This is a genomic window from Salmonella sp. FC25216 (assembly GCF_057751355.1).
This window is the reverse complement of the sequence record NZ_JBDGON010000014.1, coordinates 84,666-107,577: the sequence shown is the minus strand read 5'-3', so window position 1 is coordinate 107,577 and position 22,912 is coordinate 84,666. Positions and strand designations below refer to the sequence as shown.

The window sequence follows — 22,912 nt, the reverse complement described above, 5'->3', positions numbered from 1 at the left end:
CCGCCAAACCGCGCGGCCCCCCACCCCCCTTCGCGGGGGGGGGCCCCCCCTTTTCACCCCCCCCCGCGTTGTTCTTTTTTTTGTGCTGTGGTGGGGCGTTTATTGCCCCCCCCTAAAAACCCCCCCACGGCGCGTTATTTTACCGACCATCAATCGCTGACGGTGACGGCGCGAAAGGCGATTCCGGAGCAGGATGCTTTTGAAGCGATGGTCGCACGCGCGGCTATGCTGACCGCCACGCCAGATGTCGATAAAGTGGTGCTTTCCCGGCTGATAGATATCACCACTGACATGGCGGTGGATAGCGGAGCATTGCTGGAGCGGATGGTTGCGCAGAATCCAGTTAGTTACAACTTCCATGTGCCGCTGGCGGATGGCGGCGTTCTGCTGGGTGCCAGCCCCGAATTGCTGCTACGCAAAGAGGGCGATAGGTTTAGTTCGCTGCCGTTAGCAGGCTCAGCGCGCCGACAGCCGGATGACGTTCTGGATCGCGAGGCGGGAAACCGACTGCTGGCTTCACAAAAAGATCGCCATGAACATGAGCTGGTGACTCAGGCGATGAAGCAGATCCTGCGCGATCGCAGCACGGAACTGCAATTACCTTCCTCTCCGCAGTTGATCACCACGCCGACGCTATGGCATCTCGGTACGCCGTTTGAGGGCAAGGCCAACGCCGGAGAAAACGCGCTGACGCTGGCCTGTCTGCTGCATCCGACGCCTGCGCTAAGCGGTTTCCCCCATCAGGTCGCGAAAAAGCTGATCGCTGAACTGGAACCGTTCGATCGGGAACTGTTTGGCGGTATTGTCGGCTGGTGCGACGCCGAAGGAAACGGCGAGTGGGTAGTGACGATTCGTTGTGCGAAATTGCACGGTAATCAGGTGCGCCTGTTCGCCGGCGCCGGGATTGTCCCCGCCTCTTCGCCAGTCGGAGAGTGGCGGGAAACGGGCGTCAAACTCTCTACGATGTTGAACGTTTTTGGACTGCATTAAGGAACGATGATGCGTATACCTTTCACCCGTTGGCCGGATGAATTTGCCCGCCGTTATCGTGAAAAAGGCTACTGGCAAGACGTGCCGTTGACCGATATTCTGACCCGCCACGCTGACAGCGACAAGACGGCGGTCATTGAAGGCGAGCGCGCGTTCAGCTATCGCCAGCTCAACCAGGCTGCGGATAACCTGGCCTGCAGTTTACGCCGTCAGGGTATCAAACCTGGCGAAACCGCTCTGGTGCAACTGGGGAATGTGCCGGAACTGTATATCACCTTTTTCGCCCTGTTGAAGCTTGGCGTAGCGCCCGTTCTGGCGCTGTTTAGCCATCAACGCACCGAACTTAACGCCTATGCGACGCAGATCGCGCCGACGCTGGTAATTGCCGATCGCCAACATACGCTGTTCACCGGGGAGGACTTCCTCAACACGTTTGTGGCTGAGCACCGCTCTGTGCGGGTGGTATTATTGCGTAACGACGATGGCGATCACAGCCTGGACGCGGCGATGCGTCAGACGGAGGAAGATTTCACCGCCACGCCATCACCTGCTGACGAGGTGGCCTACTTTCAGCTTTCCGGCGGTACTACCGGCACGCCAAAGCTTATTCCCCGTACCCATAACGACTATTACTACAGCGTGCGCCGCAGCAATGAGATTTGCGGTTTCAACGAGGAGACGCGTTTTCTGTGCGCGATTCCCGCCGCGCATAACTACGCCATGAGTTCGCCGGGCGCCCTGGGCGTCTTTCTCGCCAAAGGAACGGTGGTGCTGGCGACCGATCCCAGCGCCACCCTCTGTTTTCCGTTGATCGAAAAACACCAGATTAATGCCACGGCGCTGGTGCCGCCAGCGGTCAGTCTATGGCTACAGGCTATCCAGGAGTGGGGCGGCAATGCGCCACTGGCGTCATTAAGGTTATTGCAGGTTGGCGGCGCACGGCTTTCCGCGACGCTGGCCGCCCGTATTCCGGCTGAAATTGGTTGTCAGTTGCAGCAGGTCTTCGGCATGGCGGAAGGGTTAGTGAACTATACCCGGCTGGACGATAGTCCGGAACGGATTATCAATACCCAGGGAAGACCCATGTGCCCGGACGACGAAGTGTGGGTGGCGGATGCCGAGGGAAATCCTCTGCCGCCGGGCGAGATTGGCCGTCTGATGACGCGCGGCCCCTATACTTTCCGCGGCTATTTCAACAGTCCGCAACACAATGCCAACGCTTTTGACGCCAACGGCTTTTACTGTTCCGGCGATCTGATCTCCATTGATCAAGACGGTTACATCACCGTCCACGGACGTGAAAAAGATCAGATCAATCGGGGCGGCGAGAAGATAGCCGCCGAAGAGATAGAAAACTTGTTACTGCGCCACCCGGCGGTGATCCATGCGGCGCTGGTCAGCATGGAAGATGAACTGCTGGGGGAAAAAAGTTGCGCATACCTGGTGGTAAAAGAGCCGCTGCGTGCGGTACAGGTACGCCGTTTCCTGCGAGAGCAGGGAGTGGCGGAATTTAAATTACCGGATCGTGTAGAGTGCGTTGCGTCACTGCCGCTGACGCCGGTTGGTAAAGTCGATAAAAAACAATTACGCCAGCGGTTGGCGTCACGTTCACCGCTCTGAAGGAGAAAGAGAGATGGCAATTCCGAAATTACAGTCTTACGCGCTGCCTACCGCACTGGATATCCCGACCAACAAAGTGAGCTGGACATTTGAACCGGAGCGCGCTGCGCTGCTCATCCACGATATGCAGGAGTACTTTGTCAGCTTTTGGGGCCGCAACTGTCCAATGATGGACCTGGTGATTGCCAATATCGCCGCCCTGCGCCAGTACTGTAAAGAGCATCATATTCCGGTCTATTACACCGCTCAGCCGAAAGAGCAAAGCGATGAAGACCGCGCGTTACTCAATGATATGTGGGGACCGGGACTGACGCGCTCTCCGGAACAGCAGAAGGTGGTAGAAGCCTTAACGCCGGATGAGGCGGATACGGTGCTGGTGAAGTGGCGTTATAGCGCGTTTCACCGCTCGCCGCTGGAACAGATGTTAAAAGATACCGGACGCAATCAACTCATCATTACCGGCGTATATGCGCATATTGGCTGTATGACCACCGCTACCGATGCGTTTATGCGCGACATTAAGCCGTTTATGGTGGCGGATGCGCTGGCGGATTTCAGCCGGGAAGAGCATCTGATGGCCCTGAACTATGTGGCGGGGCGTTCCGGTCGCGTCGTCATGACTGAATCGCTGTTGCCGGCGCCGGTTCCTGCCAGTAAAACGGCGCTGCGGGCGTTGATTCTGCCGTTGCTGGATGAGACCGACGAGCCGCTGGACGATGAAAATCTGATTGATTATGGCCTGGACTCTGTACGAATGATGGGACTTGCGGCGCGCTGGCGTAAAGTACACGGCGATATCGACTTCGTGATGCTGGCGAAAAATCCGACCATTGATGCCTGGTGGGCACTGCTTTCTCGCGAGGTGCAGTAATGCCTGGTATTGATTTTTCAGACCAAACGGTGTGGGTGACCGGTGCGGGGAAAGGGATTGGCTACGCGACGGCGCTGGCCTTTGTCGACGCCGGAGCCAGGGTAATCGGCTTCGATCGTGAATTTACGCCAGCGGATTACCCCTTTACTACCGAAGTTATGGACGTGGCGGATGCCGCGCAGGTCGCTCAGGTGTGCCAGCGCATATTGCAAAAAACACCACGGCTGGATGTGTTGGTCAACGCCGCCGGTATTTTGCGTATGGGAGCGACCGACGCGCTTAGTGTCGACGACTGGCAACAGACATTTGCGGTCAATGTGGGCGGGGCGTTTAACCTGTTTTCGCAAACGATGGCGCAGTTTCGCCGTCAGCGAGGTGGGGCGATTGTCACCGTTGCCTCAGATGCGGCGCATACACCGCGTATCGGTATGAGCGCCTACGGGGCCTCTAAAGCGGCGCTGAAAAGTCTGGCGCTGACCGTAGGGCTGGAACTGGCGGGCTGCGGGGTGCGCTGTAATGTGGTGTCGCCTGGCTCGACCGACACCGATATGCAGCGCGCATTGTGGGTGGGCGAGGATGCCGAACAGCAGCGCATTCGCGGTTTCGGTGAACAGTTTAAACTGGGTATTCCGCTCGGTAAAATCGCCCGTCCGCAGGAGATAGCCAATACCATTTTGTTCCTTGCCTCCGATCTGGCCAGCCACATTACCTTGCAGGATATCGTGGTGGACGGCGGTTCAACATTGGGAGCGTGATGATGATCTGGAAACGACATTTAACGCTGGATGAATTGAACGCCACCAGTCAGAACACGCTGGTGGCGCATCTGGGCATTGTTTACACCCGTCTGGGTGATGGAGTGCTGGAGGCGGAAATGCCCGTCGATACCCGCACTCATCAACCGTTTGGCCTGCTACACGGCGGCGCATCGGCAGCGCTGGCGGAGACGTTAGGATCAATGGCGGGTTATCTGATGACCCGCGACGGGCAGTGTGTGGTCGGGACCGAGTTAAACGCCACCCACCACCGCGTCGTCTCGCAGGGGAAAGTACGCGGCGTTTGCCAGCCGCTGCATCTGGGGCGGCAGAATCAAAGCTGGGAAATTACTCTCTTTGATGAGCAGGGAAGGCGCTGCTGCACCTGTCGCCTGGGAACGGCAGTAATGGGATAGTACTGGCAAAGCAAAATGTAATTGCAGCGTTAACGAAGAAAGGAAGTGATCTGGTTAACACTGTAATGTAAAAAATGAGTAACACTCCGGTTTTATCATGTTGTTGTGTTGTTAATTACGCTAAAGGTGTTATAGAAACAAAATGTAACATCTCTCTGGAACACACAAACGGACAACAACTATGAATAAGTCAGGGAAATACCTCGTCTGGACAGCGCTCTCAGTATTGGGTGCGTTTGCCCTGGGCTATATTGCGCTAAATCGTGGGGAGCAGATCAACGCGCTATGGATTGTGGTGGCGTCGGTCTGTGTCTATCTTATTGCGTATCGTTTTTATGGACTCTATATCGCCAAAAAAGTGCTGGCGGTTGACCCAACGCGTATGACGCCCGCGGTACGTCATAACGATGGTCTGGATTATGTCCCGACCGATAAGAAAGTGCTTTTTGGTCACCATTTTGCGGCCATTGCTGGCGCTGGTCCGCTGGTCGGGCCGGTACTGGCGGCGCAGATGGGCTATCTGCCGGGGATGATCTGGCTACTGGCGGGCGTCGTGCTGGCGGGAGCGGTACAGGACTTTATGGTGCTGTTCGTCTCGACCCGGCGCGATGGACGTTCGCTTGGCGAGCTGGTTAAAGAGGAGATGGGCGCGACGGCAGGGGTGATCGCGCTGGTAGCCTGCTTTATGATCATGGTGATCATTCTGGCCGTCCTGGCGATGATCGTGGTGAAGGCGCTGACCCATAGCCCGTGGGGAACGTACACTGTCGCATTCACCATTCCACTGGCGATTTTTATGGGCATCTACCTGCGTTATCTGCGTCCGGGGCGCATCGGCGAGGTGTCGGTCATTGGGCTGGTATTTCTCATTTTCGCTATTATTTCCGGCGGATGGGTGGCGGCAAGCCCAACCTGGGCGCCGTACTTTGACTTTACCGGCGTGCAGCTTACCTGGATGCTGGTGGGGTACGGTTTTGTCGCGGCGGTATTGCCGGTCTGGCTGCTGCTCGCGCCGCGTGATTACCTCTCTACCTTCCTGAAAATTGGTACGATTGTCGGTCTGGCGGTTGGGATTCTGATCATGCGTCCGACGCTGACTATGCCAGCGCTGACCAAATTTGTTGATGGTACAGGACCGGTCTGGACGGGTGACCTGTTCCCGTTCCTGTTTATCACCATCGCCTGCGGCGCGGTATCCGGTTTCCATGCGCTCATCTCCTCCGGCACGACGCCGAAGATGTTGGCCAACGAAGGCCAGGCCTGTTTTATCGGCTACGGCGGGATGTTAATGGAATCTTTCGTCGCTATTATGGCGCTGGTCTCCGCCTGTATTATCGATCCGGGCGTTTACTTTGCGATGAATAGCCCGATGGCGGTACTGGCGCCAGCGGGGACTGCGGATGTCGTGGCTTCTGCTGCGCAGGTGGTCAGCAGTTGGGGGTTCGCTATCACGCCGGATACGCTACACCAGATTGCCAATGAAGTCGGCGAACAATCCATTATCTCCCGCGCAGGCGGAGCGCCAACGCTGGCGGTAGGGATGGCCTACATTTTACATGGCGCGTTGGGCGGCATGATGGATGTGGCGTTCTGGTATCACTTCGCCATTCTGTTTGAAGCGCTGTTTATTCTGACGGCGGTGGATGCGGGTACCCGTGCGGCGCGCTTTATGTTGCAGGATCTGTTGGGCGTGGTGTCGCCAGGGCTGAAACGTACCGATTCGCTGCCAGCGAACCTGCTTGCTACGGCATTGTGCGTGCTGGCGTGGGGGTATTTCCTCCATCAGGGCGTGGTCGATCCGTTGGGCGGTATTAACACATTGTGGCCGCTGTTTGGCATCGCTAACCAGATGCTGGCGGGTATGGCGCTGATGCTTTGCGCCGTGGTACTGTTCAAAATGAAGCGTCAGCGTTATGCGTGGGTCGCGCTGGTGCCGACGGCCTGGCTGCTGATTTGCACGCTGACGGCGGGCTGGCAGAAAGCGTTTAGTCCGGATGCGAAAATCGGCTTCCTGGCCATTGCCAACAAGTTCCAGGCGATGATCGACAGCGGCAATATTCCGCTGCAGTACACCGAATCGCAGCTCGCGCAGTTGGTATTCAATAACCGTCTGGATGCCGGGCTAACAATCTTCTTTATGGTGGTGGTCGTGGTGCTGGCGGTATTCTCTATTAAGACGGCGCTGGCCGCTCTGAAGATTGATAAACCGACGGCGCATGAAACACCGTATGAGCCGATGCCGGAAAATGTGGATGAGATCGTGACGCAGGCGAAAGGCGCGCACTAATCTTTTTTCATCAATAGCCCTCTCCAGGACAAGGGGAGGGCGTTTGGATGACAGGTGACAACGATGTTCGATACGCTTTCGAAAGCCGGAAAATATCTGGGACAGGCAGCAAAAATGATGATTGGCGTGCCAGACTACGACAACTATGTTGAGCATATGCGCATAACGCATCCGGATCAGACGCCGATGACCTATGAAGAATTTTTCCGCGAGCGGCAGGATGCGCGCTATGGTGGAAAAGGCGGCGCGCGTTGCTGCTGATTGTTGCCAGGCCTGATAAGCGCAACGTCATCAGACTATATCCTGAAAAATTCAACTTTTTCAAACGCCGCACGCAGAGTTGCTGGCGTTAACGTAACCGGCAAATAGTGGATGGATTCGACCGGACGCAGGGTATGTGCGATCACTTTATCGATCTCTGCGGTGTTATGAATATCCACCTCCAGCTCGCTGAGCCGGGTCGGCAGATGAAAACGCCGGTACGCCGCAATCAATTGCGTTAGCACCTCATTTTGTCCCAGCAGCGCGCTTTGTACCAGAATGCCATAAGCCACTTTCGTTCCGTGCAGGAATTTTTCCGTTTGCGGCAGGACGGTCAGGCCGTTGTGTACCGCGTGGGCGGCGGCGACACGGGTATAGCGTTCCCCAAGGCCGCCGACCATACCGCCGCCAGCGATAATCGCGTCTACCACGTCACAAAATTCCTGTGTCAGTCGGTGTTGCTGTTTATCCGCTAATGCCTGTTCGCTGCTTGCCAGCAGGAGATCGCGAATGGCGCACGCGCTGTTAATGCCCAGTCGTACGGTTAATGGCAACGTTTCAGGCTGCGGTGCAAGCACAACGGCTTCATACCATTTCGCCAGCGTATCGCCAATGCCAGCTAACAGATAGTCATCGGGCGCCTGCAGAATAATGCGCGGTTCGACCAGCACCAGAAAATTGGCATCATCAAAAATTTCGAACTGTAACGCCTGTCCCGTGTCGTTATACCAGACGGAAAGCGGTGTCCAGGCAGCGCAGGTTGCCGCGATCGTCGGGATAGCGACAAACGGCAGCGTCAGACGGCGAGCGAGCGCTTTGGCAGTATCAAGCAGTGCGCCGCCGCCGACACCTATCACCACCTGACGATCGTCGCCGCAGGCGTGCGCCAGTTGGGCAACCTGGCGTTCGCTGCAATGACCGGTAAACCGCAGATGTTTTGCGCCAGCACATTCAAACGCTTCCGGCAGGTAAGGCCGGGCGGCGGCAATCGCGCGTTCGCCGTATACCCAAACGGCGTGGCAAAGCTGTTCCGGCGTGAAAAAATCCGTCAATCTTCCAGGGCTGCCGGCATGGGAAAAATAATTCGCCGGGCCGGTAGCGACGCGGATTTCAGTGTGGTTCATGTTGTGTTGTCCTTAGGGGCTTCTGACTAATGTTATTATATTTAGACATCTAAACGTCTTGATTGCCAAATACTAGCACCGTGTTATAGTGTGTCAACAACCACATCACTGGCGGGTATGAAGATAATGAGAAATAACCCACTGATCCCACAAAGCAAATTGCCCAGTCTTGGTACCACGATTTTTACGCAAATGAGCGCGCTGGCGCAGAAACATCAGGCAATAAATTTATCGCAAGGCTTCCCTGATTTTGATGGTCCTCGTTATTTGCACGAGCGGTTGGCTTACCATGTCGCGCAGGGGGCGAATCAATATGCGCCGATGACGGGCGTGCAGGCGCTGCGGGAGGCCATTGCCGATAAAACGGCGGAAATATATGGTTATCGACCAGATGACGTGAGTGATATCACCGTCACGGCGGGCGCGACAGAAGCGCTGTATGCGGCGATTACCGCGCTGGTGCGGGCAGAGGATGAGGTTATCTGTTTCGATCCCAGTTACGACAGCTATGCCCCAGCCGTGGCGCTTTCCGGCGGCGTGCTAAAACGCATAGCGCTTACGCCGCCGCATTTTAACGTCGACTGGCAGGCGTTTTCGGCATTGCTTAGCGAGCGCACGCGGCTGGTGATCCTCAATACGCCGCATAATCCCACCGCTACCGTCTGGCGCCAGGCGGATATCGAGGCGCAGTGGCAGGCTATCGGCGAGCGGGAAATTTATGTATTAAGCGATGAAGTGTACGAACATATTTGTTTTGCCGCCGAAGGTCATGCCAGCGTATTAGCGCACCCTCAGTTACGAGAGCGGGCGGTTGCCGTTTCATCGTTTGGTAAAACCTTTCATATGACGGGATGGAAGATTGGTTACTGCGTTGCGCCTGCGGCCATTAGCGCCGAAATACGCAAAGTTCACCAGTACCTGACGTTTTGCGTCAATACGCCGGCGCAACTGGCGCTGGCGGATATGCTGCGCGCCTCGCCGGAACACTATCGCGCGTTACCCGATTTTTACCGGAAAAAACGCGATGTGCTGGTTAACGCGCTGGCGCAAAGCCGATTAAAAGTGCTGCCCTGTGAAGGTACCTATTTTCTGTTAATCGATTACAGCGCAGTGTCGACGCTAAATGACGTTGAGTTTTGTCAGTGGCTAACCCAAGAAGTCGGTGTTGCCGCTATTCCACTCTCTGTCTTTTGCGCCGCCCCTTTCCCGCATCAGCTTATACGTTTATGTTTCGCTAAACAGGAATCAACGCTGCTGGCCGCGGCAGATCGCCTGTGTAAACTGTAGTTATTTAACCGTCCACGCTCTGGAGAATCGACGGTCTGCAAAAAGCTCCTGCAGACCGTTAATCTGTTTCAGGCGCAAGACTTCATCGGCGTCCATACCTAACTCCTGACTGATTTTGCTTTCGTCCCAGCCCAACTGAGAAAGTTCGCGCACGATTTCGGACATGGCGTGGATCTGGTGGCGCCCGCGTGCGCGATTATGCCGGATGGTTGCCGCCATCCGTTCGTGACGTTCTCTGTCCAGACACGTTACCGGCAGGTAGCCTTTCAGACGCCTGTTCAGGACGGCTTTTCCTTTGCCCAGTTCATGACGGTGAAAACCATCCACAATCTCGTATTCCTCCGCATCGGCCTTTACTACCACAATCGGCTGAGTAAACCCATCTTTTTCAATCGATTTAAGCAGCAGTTTTTTCTCTGGCGGCGCAACGTTATTCGGGTTGTAGTCATTAGGCAAAATATGGTCGTTTTTCACCCACAGAACACAATCGACAGGTTCATTGCGAAAGGGACTAACGCTATGTATCGCCATTCTAAATTCATTAATGGCGGCAATCCTTTCCTCTTCTGGCAACTCAGAGAGAAAGTGAGTTATTTCGGCTGTGAGTCGGTGTTGCATAAGATCCCCCATTGCTGGCGTTTAGCTTTCATGCGTTCGTTATAGCGCTGGTAGCCCTTTGGCTTTGTCGGACTGAATGATAGCGCCCGGCACCAGTAATCATTGTTCAGTAATACTTTGCAGATCCGTCGCCACGACGGCACATCCCGCGATCCGATATCGCCCTGCTGCGTCTGCGGGATCGTGTCCATGCCTTTTTTCTTATACCACTGCAAATAAACGGCGATTTTATTACGGTAATGTTCGGCAGTTACTTCGGGCATACTGTGTAGCAGGAGCAGCGCGTATTCCTCCCAGTTAAGGTGGGCGGGTTTTAAAATTTTCCGGTGGCCGTAAAAATGGCTGTCCTGTCCGGCGTATATTCCTCCGCTAAGTACACCGCTGACTCTGGCGCACATGGCTGCCCAACGCTCAGGTTCGATAACATGATACAGCCATAATCCCTGTCGTTGTTCCGGGCCGAACGGTTCGCAGATACGCATGTAGCGGGACGGTACGCCAGCCTGATACATCAAGTTATACAAAGGGTTACATGGTTTACCTGTTTTGGCGAATCAGGTCCAGATATCTGCGGTTTTCCAGTCATAGATGGGGTAGATATACCAGGTGTGCCCCATGGGGGCTAATGTGGTCCAGGGTTTATCATCAGCAAAACGCAGCTTATGCGAGTTAGCGATAGCGACAAACCGGTTATAGGATTCGTCGGAGCGAATACCAACCAGCATAGCGGCAGGGCGCTTTTCTGAAAACCAGTCGGCAAAATCGCGAACGAACTGTTCAAAGGTCATACCGTGTTGGTAAAACGAAAAAAAGGCAGGATCGGTAATCGCATCTTCTGGCGGTTGTCGTACCCAATCGGTTCCCGGTTGCCAGCATTGCCACTCTGGCTGGTATTGGGAAAGGGAATTTTGTGTGGTTAAGGGCAATGCAACCCAATAAAAACGCTCAATAACGTCCGCGTAGTGTTCACGTAAAGATTGTACATAGGCGATAGTACAGGAGAATTGCGCTTCCCAGTCAATGAAGAGTACGTGGATCTTTTTATTCATTTTGCGCGCCAGCGTTGCCGTCAGGTGCAGCATGAGTCCTGAATCCTTTCCACCAGAAAATGAGACGCAGACCCGGGGTAAGGCTTCCAGGGTCCACATTATACGTTCTTCAGCCGCTTCCAGAACATTTTGCTCAAGCGGAACTTTATAAACCGACATCTTTGGATATTCTCCGATGTGTTAATTATAGTATACTCTAAATAATTAACACAAAGGATAAGCTGATTAGATTAACTTGCAATGTTTTATTATATTTACCAAGCAAATAAATTACGTTGATACATACATTTGATTTATATTGATTCTTGTTCATCGACATTCTTAGTAATGTTTTTTGTGATGTTTTCAATTAATTCAGCAAATCCACTATTATTCATCGAAGCTCTATTGTACATAAGGTAGAGCGGATGGACAGGGATAGAAAAAGGTGTGGAAATCTTTCTAAGTTTAATCGTGGGTTGATAATAATTTACGATCATTTTTGGTAAACAACCAATAAGATCTGTAACGCTAATAGTATTGGCAATAGTGATAAGCGACTTACTTTTAAAGCCTATGGTTCTTTCTGCTAATACATGATCAAGGAATGTCTGATGCTTTTTTACCGCGACATTGTCGGTGGCGATGAGATGGGTAAAAGTCTCTTTCAGTAGATCTTCAACGCTTGCGCTCTCTCGCAATCTGGGATGGTTTTCACTGCAAACCAGAACGCAATCCACCATATAAAGTTGCGTACAAACAATGGAACGATTATTGATCGGCGACGTCGAGAGGACAATATCTGCTTTACGGTAAGCGAGAAGATCCTCAGGGGATTCATCCGTTGCCAGAATATCATTATGTTCAATTTCAACCTGTATATCTTTACGAAGATACTTAATCAGATCCAGTAATGGTTTATTGATCAACAATTGTGGGCTGTAGATAATAAACTTTTTTTTCAGGCTGGACTGATTCATTATATTAATAGTCTGTTCCAGGCTATTAAGGTTATTTTCTAAATGATAATGTAAATTAATGCCTGTGATGGTAGGCGTAATTCCTTTTCCTGAACGAATAAACAGGGGGTCATTGAATTGCATGCGCAGACGTTGTAATGACTGGCTTACGGCAGAAGGCGTAATATAGAGCGTTTCTGCCGCTTTGCTGATGCTTAAATGTTGATAAATACATTCAAATATGACCAATAGGTTAAGATCGAATTTCTTGAGGTCGTAAAGGTTAGCCATAATATCTTCCCGGCGTTATCATGGTATCTTCCATGATTATGACTTAATCTAAATAATTTACCAGATTTATGTTTATTAAACTTAACGGAGAGTTTATTTAAACTAAAATACCACAGTTATGAATATTTTAGCGAGTAAATAATTACAGTAAAGGCGAACGTAATTTACACACGTAACAATCATTCAGTTAGCCTAAAAAGGCTGTACCGGATGGCATTTTGGTCTGGCGTCGCGTGATGCCTGGACGTGGTGGGCCCGATAAGCGTAGCGCTATCGGGCGTGGTACGGTTAAGCTCCTGCCTTACTGAGTTCTGCGTTAAGGTTGTCCCATCATGGCGTCCAGTTGTGCCTTTTCTGGTAAACCGACGACCTGTTGCAGCGTGTTATCTTTATTCATGTAATAAATTGCCGGCGTCGCGTTAGCGCCAAGATCGTCCATTAACTGCTGATTCTGATTAATGATTTTCATCTGTGTTGGGGGGATGGACGCCGGAACCTCCAGTTTCATCTTTCCTGCGGAAGCCTCATAGTCATGCCAGGTTTTCGCCGGGTCTTTCGCGGCTAAAATCGCTGCGGCTGTGGCCGGGCTTTCCGGTTTAATCACGCCGACCAGTAGTGTGCGTAATTGTACTTTACCGGACTCGACCCACGGACGAGCTTGCTGCCAGAACTGCTTACAATAAGGACAGAAAGGGTCGGCGAAGACATACAGCACCACCGGCGCGTCTTTTTTACCGTCGAGTATCCATGACGCTTTATCCATTTTCTGCCACATTTCACGTCCGGCTGGAGCGTAAATTTCTTTTTCTATCAAGGTGTTGCTAAGATTTTCACCTTTTTCATTATACATATAGCCGGAAATCGCGTGTTTACCGTCCGGCGTCAGGTAAATCGTGACGCCCATATCCTGATACTTCCCAAGATAGCCCTTCATGCCGCCCGGCGCCTCGAAGGATTTCAGGATAGTTATACCCTGCTTTTCAATGGCCTTAACCGGCGCAGGCAGTTCTTCCGCGTGGGCGAGAATGGGTAGCATAGCAAGCAGCAGTGTACGTTTAATCATATTTTTTCCTTTTAAGATCAAAGCGAAAAGAGTATTAATGATGATACCTATTGCAGACATAGGTAAGAGCTGGCGTGGTAAGATTGCCCTTTCTGTGCTGGGGTGATGTAATCCTTTTCGCTGTTACAGCCTTTGTTAAGGTAATGTAGAGCGCAACACTTAGCCAGCATATACGCTATGGATTTCGAATTGCAGACAATGCGCCTGTAATTTGAAAGATGAGTTGTATTGGCTCTGAAGTTACCTACGGGTAGTTCAGGTAATGGGGCCGCCTGTCAGGCGGCCTTTTTACTTTAGATGGCTGACAGGGCGCAGTGTTCACAATGTCGCCCGAATCGGGTTGTTAGTTAACGCTTATTGATTTGATAATGGAAACGCATTAGCCGAATCAGCACAATTTCGTTAACTTACTCCTCAATGAAAACACGGAGGAAGTATAGATGTCCTTAATTAACACCAAAATCAAACCTTTCAAAAACCAGGCGTTCAAAAACGGTGAATTCATTGAAGTCACCGAGAAAGATACCGAAGGCCGCTGGAGCGTCTTCTTCTTCTATCCGGCCGATTTTACCTTTGTTTGCCCGACTGAGCTGGGCGACGTTGCCGACCATTACGAAGAACTGCAGAAGCTGGGCGTAGACGTTTATTCCGTCTCAACCGATACCCACTTCACGCACAAAGCATGGCACAGCAGCTCTGAAACTATCGCAAAAATCAAATATGCGATGATCGGCGACCCGACTGGCGCCCTGACCCGTAACTTCGACAACATGCGTGAAGATGAAGGTCTGGCAGACCGTGCGACTTTCGTTGTTGACCCGCAGGGTATCATCCAGGCGATCGAAGTTACCGCTGAAGGTATCGGCCGTGACGCGTCTGACCTGCTGCGTAAAATTAAAGCAGCACAGTATGTTGCCGCTCACCCAGGCGAAGTGTGCCCGGCGAAATGGAAAGAAGGCGAAGCGACGCTGGCTCCATCCCTGGACCTGGTCGGTAAAATCTAAATTTCCGTCGTCTTTCGCGCCATCACGGCGTTGGCGTCGCCTGTTCACCCCGGTCACTTACTTATGTAAGCTCCCGGGGATTCTCAGGCTGGCCGTCTTGCTCTGACACGAAATACTTAGGAAATAACCGCATCAATGGGTGCTTGTGCGCCCATTTTATTCAACACCATGATTCAAGATGCATTCAGGCACCGCAAATAAGGCAGCTTGCATGATGATGTTTTAAGCCCAGGAGATACCCATGCTCGACATGAATATGAAAACCCAGCTCAAGGCTTACCTTGAGAAACTGACCAAACCTGTTGAGCTGATTGCTACGCTGGATGACAGCGCAAAATCGGCGGAAATCAAAGAACTGCTGGCTGAAATCGCTGAACTGTCAGACAAAGTTACGTTTAAAGAAGACAATACTCTGCCGGTGCGCAAGCCGTCTTTCCTGATTACGAATCCAGGTTCTCAGCAGGGGCCGCGCTTTGCCGGTTCTCCGCTGGGTCACGAATTTACCTCGCTGGTTCTGGCACTGTTGTGGACTGGCGGTCATCCGTCAAAAGAAGCGCAGTCGCTGCTGGAGCAGATTCGCGATATTGACGGCGATTTTGAATTCGAAACTTATTATTCACTCTCCTGCCATAACTGCCCGGACGTGGTGCAGGCGCTGAACCTGATGGCGGTGCTGAACCCGCGTATTAAACATACGGCGATTGATGGCGGCACTTTCCAGAACGAAATCACCGAGCGTAACGTAATGGGCGTTCCGGCAGTGTTTGTCAACGGTAAAGAGTTCGGCCAGGGACGTATGACTCTGACCGAGATCGTCGCTAAAGTGGATACTGGCGCAGAAAAACGTGCGGCGGAAGCGCTGAACAAACGTGATGCGTATGACGTGCTGATTGTCGGCTCCGGCCCAGCGGGCGCGGCGGCGGCGGTCTACTCGGCGCGCAAAGGCATCCGTACCGGTCTGATGGGTGAGCGCTTCGGCGGTCAGGTGCTGGATACCGTGGATATCGAAAACTATATCTCGGTGCCGAAAACCGAAGGCCAGAAACTGGCGGGTGCGCTGAAAGCGCACGTCAGCGATTACGATGTTGACGTTATCGACAGCCAGAGCGCAAGCAAACTGGTTCCGGCAGCGGCAGAAGGTGGCCTGCATCAGATTGAAACGGCGTCCGGCGCAGTATTGAAAGCGCGCAGTATCATCATCGCCACCGGCGCGAAATGGCGTAATATGAATGTGCCGGGCGAAGATCAGTACCGCACCAAAGGCGTCACCTATTGTCCACACTGTGACGGTCCGCTGTTTAAAGGTAAGCGTGTGGCGGTTATTGGCGGCGGTAACTCTGGCGTCGAAGCGGCCATCGATCTGGCGGGTATTGTAGAACACGTTACGTTGCTGGAGTTCGCACCGGAAATGAAGGCGGATCAGGTGCTACAGGACAAAGTACGTAGCCTGAAAAATGTCGATATCATTTTGAATGCACAAACGACGGAAGTGAAGGGCGACGGTTCGAAAGTCGTGGGGCTGGAGTATCGCGACCGCGTCAGCGGCGATATTCATAGCGTCGCGCTGGCCGGGATTTTTGTGCAAATTGGCTTGTTGCCGAATACCAACTGGCTGGAAGGTGCGCTTGAGCGTAACCGCATGGGCGAGATCATTATTGACGCCAAATGTGAAACCAGCGTTAAGGGCGTCTTCGCCGCAGGCGACTGCACCACCGTTCCTTATAAACAGATTATCATCGCCACAGGCGAAGGGGCGAAAGCCTCGTTGAGCGCCTTTGATTATCTGATTCGCACCAAAATCGCATAAAAAGAAGTAGACACACCTGCAAGGTAAGAGGCTGCCCACTGGCAGCCTCTTTTTTTACCTGCTGGTCAGAAGCGAGTTAACGCACAACCAATACCGGCAGCGTCGCATGGCGTACCACGCTTGAGGCGTTAGACCCCAGCAGGTGTGTCGTGATGGACGGATTACGCGAACCGATTACCACGACATCCGCATCCAGCTCTTCGCCCATCTCATTGACGACATCGCGCACGCTACCAAAGCGAACATGCGTTTTAATCCGTGAAGGATCGATGCTGAAGTGTCCCACCATCGTTTGCAGACGCGTTTCCGCCTCATGCTGTAAATGTTCTTCAAAGCGGCGCACGTCGGCGGCAAAGCGGTGCAGGCTCATGCTTGCGGAGCCTGGCAGAACATGCAACAGATGAATGACGCCATCCTGTTGCGCCAGAAACTCAGCGTGGCGAATCGCTTTATCGCTCAGTTCCATTTCAAAAACATCAACCGGCATAATGATTGTCTTATACATACCCGTTACTCCCTGTTAATCAATACTGAACTTATTCAAACATATAATAATATTTCTTTCTGCTATTTGTCTGGCAATTTTAAATATTACGGCAACCTGGCGCTAAAAAAAGCCGTATATTTTCCAGGAAAAATCCTAAAGCCGCCTGTTTTTCCGGCAGTCACCCCGGGATAGCTACCCTTTTATAGACGAACGCGACATTCACCGTTACCCCGGAGGCTGCATGAAAGCATTGACGTATCACGGTCCACATCACGTAAAGGTTGAAAACGTACCCGATCCCGGCATTGAGCAGCCCGACGATATTATTTTGCGTATTACCGCCACCGCGATTTGCGGATCTGATTTGCACCTGTATCGCGGCAAGATCCCACAGGTAAAACATGGCGATATTTTTGGCCATGAATTTATGGGCGAAGTGGTCGAAACCGGGCGGGAAGTGAAGAACATTCAGAAAGGGGATCGGGTTGTGATCCCGTTCGTCATTGCTTGCGGCGACTGCTTTTTCTGTCGATTACAGCAATATTCGGCCTGTGAAAACACCAACGACGGACACGGCGCGGCGTTGAATAAAAAACAGATCCCGCCGCCAGCGGCGCTGTTTGGCTACAGCCACCTTTATGGCGGCGTTCCCGGCGGGCAGGCCGAATATGTTCGCGTGCCAAAAGGTAATGTCGGCCCATTTAAGGTGCCGCCGCTGTTATCTGACGATAAGGCGCTGTTTCTTTCTGATATTTTGCCTACCGCCTGGCAGGCGGCAAAAAACGCCCAGGTTCAGCAAGGTTCCAGCGTGGCGGTTTTTGGCGCAGGGCCGGTCGGATTGCTGACCATCGCCTGCGCGCGTTTGTTGGGCGCGGAGCAGATCTTTGTCGTGGATCATCATCCCTATCGCTTACGTTTCGCCGAAGAACGTTACGGCGCGATACCGATCAACTTTGATGATGAGAATGATCCGGCGGAAAAAATTATCGAACAGACGGCAGGACACCGCGGCGTGGACGCGGTGATTGATGCTGTAGGCTTTGAAGCGAAAGGCAGTATGACGGAGACAGTGCTGACGAACCTTAAACTGGAAGGCAGCAGCGGTAAAGCGCTGCGGCAATGTATCGCGGCGGTCAGGCGCGGCGGCGTAGTCAGCGTGCCCGGCGTTTATGCCGGTTTTATTCACGGTTTTTTGTTCGGCGACGCGTTTGATAAGGGGCTAAGTTTTAAAATGGGTCAAACCCATGTTCACGCGTGGCTGGGGGAATTATTGCCGCTTATTGAGAAGGGACTGCTGAAGCCGGAGGAGATTGTCACGCACTATATGCCATTTGAAGAGGCGGCGCGCGGCTACGAAATTTTCGAAAAACGCGAAGAAGAGTGCCGGAAGGTCATCTTAGTGCCGGGAGCATCGTCGGTGGAAGCGGCGCAGAAACAGGCGACGGGATTAATCAACCCGATGCCCGGCGGCGTCGTCTGACATAGGCAGCAATGAAAGGGATAACGGAAAGAGGATGCGCAGGCATCCTCTGTGTAAACGCGTTAACGCTTATGCAGATGGTTTAACGCAGGAAGTCGCCCGCGGCTTCAGGCTGATATTCGAGTTCCAGCACTTCGAGATGAGTGGAGGCGCCGCCCGGCAGTTCCCAGTGAATGGTGTCGCCGACGCGCAGTCCCAGCAACGCCGCGCCGACGGGAGCCATTACCGAAAGCTGGGTACTGCTGTCCGTCATATTGGCGGGATACACCAGTGTCCGTACGCGTGTTTCACCGTCGCTCAAATTGCGGAATTTAACGCGGCTGTTCATGGTGACGACATCGCTCGGCATCTCTTGTGGCGAACACATTTGCGCGCGATCCAGTTCGGCGTTGAGCGCGTCGGCAATCGGCAGATCCGCATACGCAGGCTGTTCCAGCAGACGATCAATACGTTCGGCGTCAAGGTCGTTAATGATAATAGTGGGTCTGGACATTTCTTACTCCATGTCATCGATACTGCGAGTAGTGCAGGTAAATGGTCCCAAAAGAAAACCCTCACCGTCTGGCGGCGAGGGTTTAACTCTCATGATGATACTGAGACTTACCCCGTCTTTGAAGTGATTTAGTTCACATTCGGGTAAATCCTCAAACGTCATAGCCTTGAGTGAATTTTAGTCTACATTCGGGCGTGTTCTCAAATTTGGCTACGGTTTTAAACCTCTGTTTCGTCAATAACCGGCTTTATCGATAATAAACTGTTTCCCGCAGTTGCCGGGATGCGGCTGCGGCAGGAATGAGGCGGAGGAGAGCGGAGCGTTAATCATCGACGCCTTTAATGAAAACTGAATCTCTGTTAAATAGGCGGGATTACCATGGCAGTTTACTTTAACGGCTTTGACATTATCCTTGCCCCACATTTGTTCGACTACGCTATCAAACGCGGCGCGGCTAACGGTTTTGCCGTAATTATCCGCCAGAAACTGCCCCAGCGTGCTGCCTTTTATCGCCTTATCCAGCCGTATCATGGTGCCGAAATAGGCATTTGGATCAAACCCGAAACAGGCGCCATGTTTGGCATATTCGTAGCGCTCCAGGCAGGAATTTCCTCCCGCGCCGGGCATTACTTCCCTAAGCGTTGCCGCGATGTCAGGCGAAAGTCCGGGGTCGGGGGCTGCGCATTTCCGGCTGGCCCTGACTTCAGGCAGATTCGGGATTGGCCGCGTCGCACAGCCAAAGCGTTGCCAGCGTCGCTGGTCAACGCCGCGTGCGGCGATAGATTTGGGTAATCCTGGCCACAGGCCGTGGACGGTCAGAAAGTCTGCTTTGCTGGCTGGCTCTTTTTGCAGACGGCACTCATCGGGCTCCCGATGATGGCGTTCATGCTGGCTTTGACAAAAACCGGTTTGCCAGGAAAGCGCCAGCACATAGCCAGTGAAATCACCGTACTGTTGCGCCTGAAGTTCGTCGGCGTTGGCGGCAAAAATCGGGGTTAAGAGGACAGCCAGCAGCGGACTGTAATGCCATATTGTGTTCATGATGAATTCGATAATTTATACACATTATGAATATCACTCATTTAATCATAAAAAATGCCGCTCAGGTGAATCTGACCGGCATCATTTTTAACCTACGTTGGCGAAATGTTTAATTCCACATTGCCAGAATCGGCCAGCCCACCAGCAACAGCATAGCGATATAGATAACGCCAAAGATTGCGCCAAGCCGCCAGTAATCTCTGGATTTCACGTAACCGCAGCCGTAGATAATCACGCCAGGACCGGTGGCATACGGCGTCAGACAGCCCATGATACCGATTGACAGCACCAGCAGAATACACAGTTGTTCCATCGGAACGCCCGGAATACCTTTACCCACCGCCAGAATGACCGGCAGCATGGTCGCGGTGTGAGCGGAAAGGCTGGCGAACAGATAGTGCGCGAAATAGAACACCAGTACCAGTACAATGACGGTCGCATCCGGTGAGAAACCTTCCAGATGAGTGCTCATGGTATTGGCGAACCAGTCAATAAAGCCGGAGCGGGTTAAGCCATTAGCCATGACCACCAGCGTAGCGAGGTTCACCAGGGTGTTCCAGGCGCTGTTGTAACGCGTAATGTCTTTCCACGGCACGACATGCAACGCCAACATCAGTGAGACGGCCAACAGACCCACGGCGGTAGCGTTGATGATTTTTCCGCCAAAAACCCATAATCCTAAGCTAAGCAGCACCAGGCCAATCAGCGTCCACTCTTTGCGGGACAGACGTCCCATGCTTTTTAACTCGTCGCCAGCCCAGGCCGCGACTTCCGCACTGTGGGTCACTTCGGGTTTATAAAGCACATAGGAGAGCCACGGCGCAACGATCAGTAAAATAATCCCTACCGGCAGAAAGCTGAGAAACCACTGCAGCCAGCTAATCTGGACGCCGGCGATCTTGCTGACAAACTCCAGACCTAACACGTTTGGTGCCGCGCCAGTGACAAACATAGAAGAGCTAAGGCTGGTACTGATCACCATCATCCACATCAAATAACCGCCGATGCGGCGTGCGGAAGGATCGTTTGGAAACGATTTAAACAGCGGCGGCAGGTTTTTGATGACCGGGAAGACAGTACCGCCGGTACGGGCGGTATTGGATGGGGTAAACGGCGCCAGTAAAATATCGATAATGACAATCGCATAGCCGAGCGTCAGCGTGCGTTTGCCCATGAATTTTACCAAAAACAGCGCAATGCGGCGCCCCAGCCCGGTCACTTCGTAGCCCAGCGCGAAAATAAATGCGCCAAAGACCAGCCAGACCGTGGTGCTGGAGAAACCGGCAAGCCCCCATTTCAGCGCCTGTTTACTGGCTTTAAACGCTGGATCGGCCAGTTCTGAAGCATCAAATAGCAGGTAATTGCTGCCGATAACGCAAATGGTTACGGCGATAAAACTGATCGCCGTCGCCGGGATTGGCTCGAGGATCATACCAACAATCATCGCGACGAAAACCGCAAAATAGTGCCAGGCCTGCGGCGGCATACCATCTGGAACAGGAATCAGCAACATGACGCCCATCACCACTAATGGGGCCAACAACTTCCATATATTATCTTTGGATAAAGACATAAATGACTCTCCGGAAAGGATATTTTCTATAATTGTGTTAATGATTAACTTGCGAAATTTGCGCTAAAAACCAGGTCACGATCAGCAGATCGGCGCTACCGCCGGGGCTGAGATTGCGTTCAATGCATTGCTGATCGAACCGGTGGAGATAAACGAGATCGTCAGGAGTCCGTATGCCGCCCTGATGTAATAAGCACGCCGCCTGCTGCTGTAACCAGCGCAGGCCGTCCGCCCCGCCGCGCGACGCGACGTTGGTATCATCGTTAAGCGACATCAGCAGCAGTAAGGTATCAAGCAGTGCCAGTTCCGGATCGCGCCCCTGCGCCAGCAATGCGCGGTAGTGCGGCAGAGCGTGGCGGATGACCAGCGGGTAGCCCGCTTCCGCCTCGCCGCGCGCGCCGGTTAATCCCAGTTGCTGATACAGCCGCTGACCTGCCGTAAGCTGGAGATTGTTCTGGCGCAGTTCGCGCGTGGTCAGGCCGCGGCAAAAGTCGGCGACGGTAGCGCAGAGCGTTTCTGCGGCGATCGGCTGGCGTTGCTGATACAGGCGGCCAATAGCGGCGCACAGTAGTCCCAGTGAGAAAATGCTGCCTTTATGGGTATTGACGCCTGCTGTTGCGCGAAACATCGCCGCTTCACAGGCCATCCCCAATGGACGCAAGCCCGCCAGAACCGACTCTGGTGGCAGGCGCGTGCAACTTGCGCCATATTCCATAAAGCGCGGCAGCCAGTCTCGAATCGCCTCCGCGCTGCGGTGAAAATCCACCAGCGCCATATCTTTGTGCGCGCCGCAGTTTAGCCGGTCTACCAGACCGGGTTTTGGCGATAAATTTACCTCGGTCAGCATGGCGCGCCAGGCCAAATCGGCCCAGGCGTGGTACAGCGACTGAGGCTGAATGGAGGCGTTAGTTGGGTTGGCGGGAATCGGCATCATGCAGCAGCGCCTCCATATGAATCAGTAAATCAGCCAGCGCGTGGGTTTTACCCCGCGCGCATTCAGCCGCGCTTTGCCCGCACAGCAGACAGCGGCGGGCGGGAAGCGCGAAATGGTGGCGGGAGAGTATTTCGCCTTCCGCCGTCAGGACATCGATATCCCACAGGCGCCCCAGTGGATAACGCTGTTCAAGCGTAATGGTCGCCTGTTTGAGCGCCTGAGCGGGCGCGTCAATCGCCAGCAACCCTTCCGGTCCGCTGGCGGAAGCCAGTGCAGCCTGCTCCCGGATGGTCCAGCCATACTCTTCTGCCAGCGTGTGCAGGGCAGTCACGCCGTGATTAAAGATCCGGCGGGTTAACGCGCTGTCTTTCATCGGGCCTGGCGCCACCACGGTAAAGGAGACCAGCGGAGTGGCGTGACGGGTAAGCCAGGCGCGCTGTCTTGCTTGTCTCTCATCCCGGCTGGCGAGCAGTTCAGGAATAGAAACGTCGTGACAGGCGGCGAGTTCCGGAAGCAGGCGCAT

The 22,912-nt window shown here is 53.3% G+C and carries 21 protein-coding genes and 1 pseudogene; 11 read left to right on the top strand and 11 right to left on the bottom strand.

All coding sequences use genetic code 11. The features are described 5' to 3' along the window. The 7 genes from entC to AC3G3F_RS21480 all read left to right on the top strand — a co-directional run. On the top strand, positions 1-990 hold a 990-nt coding region (gene entC, locus AC3G3F_RS21510; protein WP_488395727.1), incomplete at its 5' end, for an isochorismate synthase EntC. A 9-nt stretch (positions 991-999) separates the two neighbouring features. After that, positions 1,000-2,610 carry a (2,3-dihydroxybenzoyl)adenylate synthase EntE gene (entE, locus tag AC3G3F_RS21505; RefSeq protein WP_023246782.1) on the top strand — a complete coding sequence of 537 codons (1,611 nt, stop codon included), beginning with the start codon at positions 1,000-1,002 and terminating at the stop codon, positions 2,608-2,610. Between the two features lie 13 nt (positions 2,611-2,623). After that, a complete protein-coding gene (locus AC3G3F_RS21500; protein ID WP_023246783.1) occupies positions 2,624-3,481 on the top strand; it encodes an isochorismatase in 858 nt (285 codons plus the stop codon). Continuing rightward, positions 3,481-4,236: a 2,3-dihydro-2,3-dihydroxybenzoate dehydrogenase EntA gene (entA, locus tag AC3G3F_RS21495; protein ID WP_053508450.1), complete on the top strand. Its 756-nt coding sequence runs from the start codon at positions 3,481-3,483 to the stop codon at positions 4,234-4,236. The genes AC3G3F_RS21500 and entA overlap by 1 nt, the downstream gene beginning before the upstream one ends. A gap of 2 nt (positions 4,237-4,238) precedes the next feature. Further along, the gene (gene entH / locus AC3G3F_RS21490; protein WP_023246785.1) at positions 4,239-4,652 is read left to right on the top strand and encodes a proofreading thioesterase EntH; all 414 of its coding nucleotides are present in this window, start codon (positions 4,239-4,241) and stop codon (positions 4,650-4,652) included. 181 nt (positions 4,653-4,833) lie between these two features. Then, on the top strand, positions 4,834-6,939 hold the full coding sequence (gene cstA / locus AC3G3F_RS21485; RefSeq protein ID WP_023246786.1) for a pyruvate/proton symporter CstA: 2,106 nt from the start codon (positions 4,834-4,836) through the stop codon (positions 6,937-6,939). Positions 6,940-7,002: 63 nt separating this feature from the next. Then, positions 7,003-7,200: a YbdD/YjiX family protein gene (locus AC3G3F_RS21480; protein WP_000460619.1), complete on the top strand. Its 198-nt coding sequence runs from the start codon at positions 7,003-7,005 to the stop codon at positions 7,198-7,200. Between the two features lie 35 nt (positions 7,201-7,235). Here the strand turns inward: AC3G3F_RS21480 and AC3G3F_RS21475 are convergent, their stop codons facing one another. After that, on the bottom strand, positions 7,236-8,324 hold the full coding sequence (locus AC3G3F_RS21475) for an oxidoreductase (protein ID WP_070803502.1): 1,089 nt from the start codon (positions 8,322-8,324) through the stop codon (positions 7,236-7,238). A 126-nt stretch (positions 8,325-8,450) separates the two neighbouring features. On the opposite strand from AC3G3F_RS21475, the gene AC3G3F_RS21470 reads away from it, so the two are divergent. Then, positions 8,451-9,611, top strand: coding sequence for a pyridoxal phosphate-dependent aminotransferase (locus AC3G3F_RS21470; RefSeq protein WP_488395726.1), 1,161 nt, complete (start codon positions 8,451-8,453; stop codon positions 9,609-9,611). Here AC3G3F_RS21470 and AC3G3F_RS21465 read toward each other — a convergent pair whose 3' ends face one another. From AC3G3F_RS21465 to dsbG, 4 genes and pseudogenes are all read right to left on the bottom strand, one after another. After that, positions 9,612-10,229: an IbrB-like domain-containing protein gene (locus AC3G3F_RS21465; RefSeq protein WP_044136115.1), complete on the bottom strand. Its 618-nt coding sequence runs from the start codon at positions 10,227-10,229 to the stop codon at positions 9,612-9,614. Further along, positions 10,202-11,437, bottom strand: a pseudogene (locus AC3G3F_RS21460) (phosphoadenosine phosphosulfate reductase). Before AC3G3F_RS21460 ends, AC3G3F_RS21465 begins: the two are co-directional and overlap by 28 nt. Positions 11,438-11,571: 134 nt before the next feature. Continuing rightward, positions 11,572-12,507, bottom strand: a complete 936-nt coding sequence (gene citR, locus AC3G3F_RS21455; RefSeq protein WP_079817230.1) for a DNA-binding transcriptional repressor CitR — start codon at positions 12,505-12,507, stop codon at positions 11,572-11,574. Between the two features lie 316 nt (positions 12,508-12,823). Then, positions 12,824-13,570, bottom strand: a complete 747-nt coding sequence (gene dsbG / locus AC3G3F_RS21450; RefSeq protein WP_070803506.1) for a thiol:disulfide interchange protein DsbG — start codon at positions 13,568-13,570, stop codon at positions 12,824-12,826. A 440-nt stretch (positions 13,571-14,010) separates the two neighbouring features. Between dsbG and ahpC the strand changes: the two genes are divergently transcribed. After that, on the top strand, positions 14,011-14,574 hold the full coding sequence (ahpC, locus tag AC3G3F_RS21445) for an alkyl hydroperoxide reductase subunit C (protein WP_000052802.1): 564 nt from the start codon (positions 14,011-14,013) through the stop codon (positions 14,572-14,574). 241 nt (positions 14,575-14,815) lie between these two features. Then, positions 14,816-16,381 carry an alkyl hydroperoxide reductase subunit F gene (gene ahpF / locus AC3G3F_RS21440; protein ID WP_070803507.1) on the top strand — a complete coding sequence of 522 codons (1,566 nt, stop codon included), beginning with the start codon at positions 14,816-14,818 and terminating at the stop codon, positions 16,379-16,381. Between the two features lie 76 nt (positions 16,382-16,457). On the opposite strand, the gene uspG is transcribed toward ahpF, so the two are convergent. Next, positions 16,458-16,886, bottom strand: coding sequence for a universal stress protein UspG (uspG, locus tag AC3G3F_RS21435; RefSeq protein WP_000278499.1), 429 nt, complete (start codon positions 16,884-16,886; stop codon positions 16,458-16,460). A gap of 223 nt (positions 16,887-17,109) precedes the next feature. Here uspG and AC3G3F_RS21430 point away from each other — a divergent pair, with 223 nt between their 5' ends. Then, the gene (locus tag AC3G3F_RS21430; protein WP_053529311.1) at positions 17,110-18,348 is read left to right on the top strand and encodes a zinc-dependent alcohol dehydrogenase; all 1,239 of its coding nucleotides are present in this window, start codon (positions 17,110-17,112) and stop codon (positions 18,346-18,348) included. A gap of 82 nt (positions 18,349-18,430) precedes the next feature. Here AC3G3F_RS21430 and rnk read toward each other — a convergent pair whose 3' ends face one another. From rnk to citX, 5 genes are all read right to left on the bottom strand, one after another. Further along, positions 18,431-18,841, bottom strand: a complete 411-nt coding sequence (gene rnk, locus AC3G3F_RS21425) for a nucleoside diphosphate kinase regulator (protein WP_000089752.1) — start codon at positions 18,839-18,841, stop codon at positions 18,431-18,433. Positions 18,842-19,075: 234 nt separating this feature from the next. Next, positions 19,076-19,882, bottom strand: coding sequence for a ribonuclease I (gene rna, locus AC3G3F_RS21420; protein WP_063390241.1), 807 nt, complete (start codon positions 19,880-19,882; stop codon positions 19,076-19,078). Positions 19,883-19,991: 109 nt separating this feature from the next. Continuing rightward, the gene (citT, locus tag AC3G3F_RS21415) at positions 19,992-21,455 is read right to left on the bottom strand and encodes a citrate/succinate antiporter CitT (protein WP_023246796.1); all 1,464 of its coding nucleotides are present in this window, start codon (positions 21,453-21,455) and stop codon (positions 19,992-19,994) included. Positions 21,456-21,492: 37 nt separating this feature from the next. Next, a complete protein-coding gene (gene citG / locus AC3G3F_RS21410; RefSeq protein ID WP_053529312.1) occupies positions 21,493-22,389 on the bottom strand; it encodes a triphosphoribosyl-dephospho-CoA synthase CitG in 897 nt (298 codons plus the stop codon). Then, positions 22,361-22,912 (bottom strand): citrate lyase holo-[acyl-carrier protein] synthase, encoded by a 552-nt coding sequence (gene citX, locus AC3G3F_RS21405; protein ID WP_053529313.1) that lies wholly within the window; start codon positions 22,910-22,912, stop codon positions 22,361-22,363. Before citX ends, citG begins: the two co-directional genes overlap by 29 nt.